Raw genomic sequence first — 6,629 nt, 5'->3', positions numbered from 1 at the left:
GTGGCTGAGCCCCGCGCTATACCGACCTCACCCCCTCGGTCCCCCTCTCTGCTTGCGGCGTTCAGGGGCGGACAGGGGTGAGGTGCGTGGCCCGCGTGCACCCCTCACCCTGGCCCTCTCCCGGCGGGAGAGGGGGCGAAGCCCTGCGCGTTTGTGCTTCGGGCGCGGGGCGGCTATAATGCGGGCAGGCATCGTATCCCGAGGGGGCATCCGGAGGTGGGGCAGCGCCTGTGCGAATTGGCCTGAACGCTCAACTTTTGTCCCTGTCCGACAGTTATCGCGGGGCAGGCATCGCGCACTACATCCATCAGACTCTTGTCCACCTACCGCGCGTGGGTGCGCACACGTATATCGCCTTCGTGGCCGACAAGACGTTCCGTGCGGACGGAATGGAGGTCGTGCCTGCGCGCCTGCCCACGTCGCGCCCGCCTGTGCGTATCTTCTGGGAGCAAGCCTTCTTGCCGCTGGAACTGGCCCGGCGCCGCGTGGATTTGCTCCACGCCATGGCGTTCGTAACGCCGGTGCTTGCCCCTGTGCCCTCGGTCGTAACGGTTTACGATCTCTCGTTTGCGCTGTTCCCGGAGAGTTTTCGCCCGTTCAACCGTTGGTATCTGACCACCATGACGCGGCGGTCGGTGCGCAAGGCCCGCGCGGTCATCGCCATCTCGCAGAACACGGCCAATGACCTGCACCGCCTGTGGGACGTGCCGCACGACAGGATTCACCTGGCCTACTGCGGCGTGGATGACATCTTCCGACCCATGCCCGCGAGCGAGGTTGCGGCCTTTCGCGAAGCCAGGGGGCTGCCTGCGCGCTACATTCTGTTCGTGGGCACGCTGGAACCGCGCAAGAACGTGGTGCGTCTCCTGGAAGCGTATGCGCTCCTGAAAAGGCAGGGTCTGCCGCACAAACTGGTCGTGGCGGGGGGCAAGGGCTGGATGTACGAACCCATCTTTGAGGCGGTGGAGCGCCTGGGGTTGGGGGCGGAGGTGCTCTTCCCCGGCTTCGTGCCGCGACAGGAATTGCCTTTGTGGTATAATGGGGCGGATGTGTTCGTGTACCCGTCGCTGTACGAGGGGTTTGGCCTGGGGCCGCTGGAAGCCATGGCGTGCGGGACGCCCGTCGTGGTGTCGGATCGCGCGTCGCTGCCCGAGGTGGTCGGGGACGCCGGGCTGACGGTGCCGCCGGACGACGCGCCTGCCCTGGCGGAGGCCATGGGCGCGATTCTGAGCGATGCGGCGCTGGCAACCCGCCTGCGCGAAAGGGGGCTGCGCCGCGCCGGCGAGTTCACGTGGGAGCGCACGGCCCAGGCCACCGTGCGGGCATACGAAAGCGTCATGTCGGAGATGCGGCATGTCTAGGCGTTACCGTCAGACCGTGGCCTTGCTCACGGCCCTAACCGACATCGTGCTCATCAACGTGGCCTTCGCGCTGGCCTATTTCGTGCGCTACCAACTGGAATGGCCCCGCCCGGTCATAGACGAGTACTACGTGCCTTATCAGACGTTCATCCCCATCGCCGCGCTCTTCACCGGGGTGCTCTTGCTGACCTTCCTCCTGGAGCGCGTGTACGAGGTGCGCCGAGGCCGCCCGTGGCTGGACGAGGTGTACGCGGTCGTCAACGGCACGACGAACGGGGTGATTCTGCTCATCGTGTTCTTCTTCGTCTCGGGTTCGCCGCTGTATTCCCGCCTGATATTCCTGTACGCGGCGGTCGCGGTTGTGGTGGTTTTGGGCCTGGGCCGCGCCGTGCGCAACTGGATTCTGAACGCGTTGCGCAGGCGGGGGGTCGGCGTGGATCGGGTGCTGGTGGTGGGGGCCGGCGAGACGGGCCGCATGCTCATGCGCAACATCGTCGCCCAGCCCGAACTGGGCTACCGCATTGTGGGCTACGTGGACGACGACCCGAAGAAGGCCAACGGCGCTGTCGGCAGGTTCTCGGGGCTGGGCACGGTGGACGACCTGCCGCAGATTCTGGCCGCGGGGAAGGTGGACGAGGTCATCGTAACGCTGCCCTGGATGTACCATCGCAAGATTCTGCGCATTGTCAACGAGTGTGCGCGCTCGGACATTCGCGCCCGCATCGTGCCCGACCTGTTCCAGATGTCCGTGCGGCGGCTGGACATGGACAACCTGAACGGCTTGCCGCTGCTGTCGGTGCAGGAGCCGCGCATCAGCACCGCCGGGCAGATTGCCAAGCGCGTGCTGGACATTATCGGCGCTGCCGTCGTCCTGATTCTCACGGCTCCCTTCATGGCGCTGGCGGCGCTGGCCATACGGCTGGACTCGCCGGGGCCGATTCTGTTCCGACAGGAGCGCGTGGGCCGAGGCGAGTCGCGGTTCACGCTGTACAAGTTCCGCACCATGTACAAGGACGCCGAGGAGCAGTTGGAGACGCTCAAGTCCCACAACGAGGCGTCGGGGCCTTTGTTCAAGATGAAAAACGACCCGCGCATCACGCGCGTGGGCCGCATTCTCCGCCGCACCAGCGTGGACGAACTGCCCCAGTTGTACAACGTGCTGAAGGGGGAGATGAGCCTGGTGGGGCCGCGTCCGCCCCTGCCGCGCGAGGTGGAGCAGTACCAGGACTGGCATCGCAGGCGGCTGGCCGTGGCTCCGGGCATCACGGGCCTCTGGCAGGTGAGCGGGCGCAGCGATCTGACCTTTGACGAGATGGTGCTCCTGGACTTGTACTACATTGAGAACTGGTCGCTCTTTCTGGACTTCAAGATTCTGTTGCGCACGATCCCGCAGGTGATCTTCGCGAGGGGGGCCTACTAGGCCCTGCGGGCGGCGCGCAACGGTGAAATCGCCGTTTCCCATGTGCGAGGGGGAGAATGAACCACTGGAAGGAAATTGACACGGATGCGCTGGTGCAATTCGCGCAGGACTTGATCCGAATTCCCAGCCCCTCTGGGCAGGAGGGTGCTTTGGCGCAGCGGCTCGCCGAGGAGATGCGGCGGCTGGGCTGGGAGAATGTCTTCACGGACCGCATCGGCAACGTGGTGGGGCGGCTGGGCAGCGGCGAGCCGCCCATCCTGCTGTACAACGGCCACATGGACACGGTAGGCCCGGGCGACCCCAAGCAGTGGACGCGCGACCCCTACGCCGCCGAGTTGGAGAACGGCATCCTGTACGGCCTGGGGGCGGTGGACATGAAGGGCGCGCTGGCGGCCATGGTGCATTCCGCGCCCGCCATCCAGGCCCGCGCCCCTCGGCTGAGGGGAACGCTCTATGTGGTGGGGGTGGTGCAGGAAGAGCCGGCCGAAGGGCTGGGGATGAAGGTGCTCGTGGAGGAGGAAGGCATCCGCCCGGACTTTGTCGTGCTGGGCGAGGCGACCAACCTGCAGGTGTCCAGGGGCCAGCGGGGCCGGGTGGAGATTCGCGTTACCACCCACGGGCGCGCGTGCCATGCCTGCTCGCCCGAACAAGGCCGCAATGCCATCAACGCCGCCGCCCGCATCATCTTTGAGACCGAACTCCTGGCCCCCAAATTCCTGTCCGACCCGTTCCTGGGGCCTGGCACGCTGGCGGTTACACAGATTGAGAGCATGGCGGGCAGCCGCAACGCCATCCCTGCCGCCTGCACGTTCTACCTGGACCGCAGGCTCACGCTTGGCGAGACGGAGGCGAAGGCGCTGGCCGAGATTCAGCACATCGTGGCCCGAGAGCGCCTGAAAGCGGATGTGGCGGTGAGCGAGTGGGACATCGTGAGTTACACGGGCTACCGCGCCCGCGTGCGCGATTCCTATCCCGCGTGGGTGGTGCCCGAAGACCATCCGCTGGTGCAGGCGGTAACGCAGGCCGTGAAGCAGACGCTGGGGTACAAGCCTCGCTTGGAACGTTGGGCCTTCTCCACCGACGGGGTCTACACGATGGGCGTCGCCGGCATACCGACGGTGGGGTTTGGCCCGGGCGATGAGAAACTCGCCCATACCGTGGACGATCACGTGAAGGTGGCCGACCTGGTGGCCGCTGCGCAGGTCTACGCGGCCCTGGCCGTGCGGATGCTGGGCGAGTAGCGCGGAAGGAGCAGAGGCCCGATGCCTGCCATCATTCTTGTAGGAGCCCAATGGGGCGACGAAGGCAAAGGCAAGATCACCGACCTCCTCGCCGCGCAGGTTGATGTTGTGGCGCGCTATGGCGGGGGCGACAACGCAGGCCACACCGTTGTCGTTCGGGGCGAACGCTTCGCGCTCCACCTGGTGCCGTCGGGCGTGCTGCACCCGGGCACCGAGTGCATTCTGGGCAGCGGGATGGTCATCAACCCGTCGCGGCTGGTGCAGGAACTGGATGGCCTGGCCGCCCGCGGCGTGGATGTTTCGCGGGTGCGCGTGAGCAGCGCCGCTCACCTCATCATGCCGTGGCACATTGCGCTGGATGCGGCCCAGGAAGCCGCGCGCGGCGGCTCCAAAATCGGCACCACCCGCCGAGGCATCGGCCCCGCCTACGCGGACAAAGCCGCCCGCATGGGCATCCGCGTGGGCGACATGCTGGACGACGACCACCTGGCCGCCATCATCCGCGCCCGCGCCGAGGAGAAACGCCCCTTCTTCCGCGCCTACGGCCTGGATGAGCCGGGGGTGGAGGCCGTCGTCTTGCAGTACCAGGAGTACGCGGCGCGCCTCCGCCCGCACATCGCCGATACGGTGCGCCTGGTGCACCAGCGCCTCGCCGAGGGCAAGACCATCCTGTGCGAAGGGGCGCAGGGCACGCTGCTGGATTTGGATCACGGGACATATCCATTCGTTACCAGTTCCTCCCCGGTCGCGGGCGGCGCGCTCACGGGGCTGGGCATCGGCCCGGGCCAGGTGAGCCGCGTCATCGGCGTGGCCAAAGCCTACGCGACGCGGGTCGGCATGGGGCCATTCCCCACCGAACTGACCGATGACACTGGCGAGCAGTTGGTCGTCATCGGTGGCGAGTACGGCACGACGACCGGCCGCCGCCGAAGGGCCGGCTGGCTGGACTTGGTGGCGTTGCGCTACGCCGTCCGCGTCAACGGCATCACCGAACTGGCGCTGACGAAACTGGACGTGCTGGGGGCGTTCCCGGAGATACGGGTCTGCGTCGCCTACCGGTGCAGAGGCGAAAGGCTCACGGATTTCCCCACGGAGGCGCGCATCCTGGCCCTGTGCGAGCCGGAATACGAGACGCTGCCCGGCTGGCAGTGCGAAATCTCCCATGTGCGGAGCCGCCAGGCGCTGCCCCCGGCCGCGCGCGCCTACGTGGCCTACCTGGAGCATCGCCTGGGCGTGCCCATCCGCATCATCTCCGTCGGCCCGGAACGCGACGAGACCATCGTGGAGGCGCGAGGGTGATTGAGCGGTACGCGCGCCCGGCTATGCGCGACCTGTGGACGACGGAGAACAAATACCGCCAGTGGCTGCGCGTGGAGATTCTCGTGTGTGAAGCCCTGGCGCTCCTGGGGCAGATACCGCCGTCCGCCGCCGAACGCATCCGGGCCAACGCCCGCTTCCGCCCCGAACGCATCGCCGAGTTGGAGACCGATTTGCGCCACGACGTGCTCGCCTTCCTCACCGACGTGGGCGAGAGCCTGGGCGACGACGCGCGATATCTGCACCTGGGCCTCACCTCTTCGGACATCGTGGACACGGCCCAGGCGGTGCTCCTGGCGCAGGCGACCGACATGCTCGTTGACGGCGCCAGCCGCCTGGTGGCCGTGCTCAAAGGGCAAGCCCTGCGCTACAAAGACACGCCGATGATCGGCCGCACCCACGGCGTGCATGCCGAACCCATCACCCTGGGGCTGAAGTTCGCCCTGTGGGCTTTTGAGATGGACCGCAATCGGCGTCGCCTGGCGCAGGCGCGCGAGGCCGTGGCGGTGGGCAAGATATCGGGCGCGGTGGGCACCTACGCCACGGTGGATCCATTTGTGGAGGAGTACGTGTGCGGCAAGTTGGGCCTGCGCGCGGAGCCCGTGTCTAGCCAGATCGTGCCCCGCGACCGGTATGCGGAACTCCTGGCTGCCATCGCCATCACGGGGGCGTCGCTGGAGAAGTTCGCCACGGAGGTGCGCCACCTGCAACGCACGGAGGTCATGGAGGCCGCCGAGCCTTTCGGCGAACGGCAGAAAGGCTCCTCGGCCATGCCCCACAAGCGCAACCCCGTGCAGGCCGAGCAGATATGCGGCCTGGCCCGCGTGCTGCGCGGCTACCTGACGACGGCGCTGGATAACATCGCCCTGTGGCACGAGCGCGACATCAGTCATTCCTCTGCGGAGCGCATCATCCTCCCTGGGGCCACGTCGCTGCTGGACTACATGCTGGATCGGATGTGCGCCTTGCTGGGCGACCTGGAAGTTTTCCCCGAGAACATGGCTCGCAACCTGGCCCTGTCTCGCGGGTTATTCGCTTCGCAGAGGGTGATGCTGGCCTTGGTGGAGAAGGGCATGTCCCGCGAGGACGCCTATGCGCTGGTGCAAGGCGCGGCCATGGACGCCTGGCGGCAGGGTCAGGAGTTCCGCCAGGCGCTGGAGGATCGGGGCGTCTCACGCTACCTTTCTGCCGAAGACCTGGACACTCTTTTTGACCTCACCTTCTATCGCCGAAACCTGGAGGTGATCTTCCGTCGGCTTGAGGCGCTGTAGGATGCTCACGCGGCATGCC

At 66.9% G+C, this 6,629-nt stretch carries 5 protein-coding genes; all 5 read left to right on the top strand.

The features are described from left to right. Nucleotides 1–230 precede the first annotated feature (230 nt). The 5 genes from H5T65_01875 to H5T65_01855 are packed head-to-tail and all read left to right on the top strand — an operon-like array spanning nt 231 to nt 6,610. Nucleotides 231–1,361, top strand: coding sequence for a glycosyltransferase family 4 protein (locus H5T65_01875; GenBank protein MBC7257978.1), 1,131 nt, complete (start codon nt 231–233; stop codon nt 1,359–1,361). Then, nucleotides 1,354–2,781 carry an undecaprenyl-phosphate glucose phosphotransferase gene (locus H5T65_01870; protein MBC7257977.1) on the top strand — a complete coding sequence of 476 codons (1,428 nt, stop codon included), beginning with the start codon at nt 1,354–1,356 and terminating at the stop codon, nt 2,779–2,781. The genes H5T65_01875 and H5T65_01870 overlap by 8 nt, the downstream gene beginning before the upstream one ends. Nucleotides 2,782–2,837: 56 nt before the next feature. Continuing rightward, a complete protein-coding gene (locus H5T65_01865; GenBank protein MBC7257976.1) occupies nt 2,838–4,022 on the top strand; it encodes a YgeY family selenium metabolism-linked hydrolase in 1,185 nt (394 codons plus the stop codon). A gap of 21 nt (nt 4,023–4,043) precedes the next feature. After that, nucleotides 4,044–5,321, top strand: a complete 1,278-nt coding sequence (locus tag H5T65_01860) for an adenylosuccinate synthase (protein MBC7257975.1) — start codon at nt 4,044–4,046, stop codon at nt 5,319–5,321. Next, complete coding sequence (locus H5T65_01855; GenBank protein MBC7257974.1) at nt 5,318–6,610, top strand: adenylosuccinate lyase; 1,293 nt, start codon at nt 5,318–5,320, stop codon at nt 6,608–6,610. The genes H5T65_01860 and H5T65_01855 overlap by 4 nt, the downstream gene beginning before the upstream one ends. The last annotated feature ends 19 nt before the right edge of the window (nt 6,611–6,629 follow it).

The sequence above is a fragment of the Chloroflexota bacterium genome (genome assembly GCA_014360805.1).
Taxonomy (GTDB): Bacteria; Chloroflexota; Anaerolineae; order DTLA01; family DTLA01; genus DTLA01.
The sequence above is the reverse complement of the archived record's forward strand: the minus strand, read 5'-3'. Positions and strand labels throughout refer to the sequence as shown.

Bases quoted from the DNA above. Each gene is read 5' to 3' on its own strand.
- H5T65_01870 (MBC7257977.1), top strand. From the start codon at position 1,354: ATGTCTAGGCGTTACCGTCAGACCGTGGCCTTGCTCACGGCCCTAACC.
- H5T65_01865 (MBC7257976.1), top strand. From the start codon at position 2,838: ATGAACCACTGGAAGGAAATTGACACGGATGCGCTGGTGCAATTCGCG.
- H5T65_01860 (MBC7257975.1), top strand. From the start codon at position 4,044: ATGCCTGCCATCATTCTTGTAGGAGCCCAATGGGGCGACGAAGGCAAA.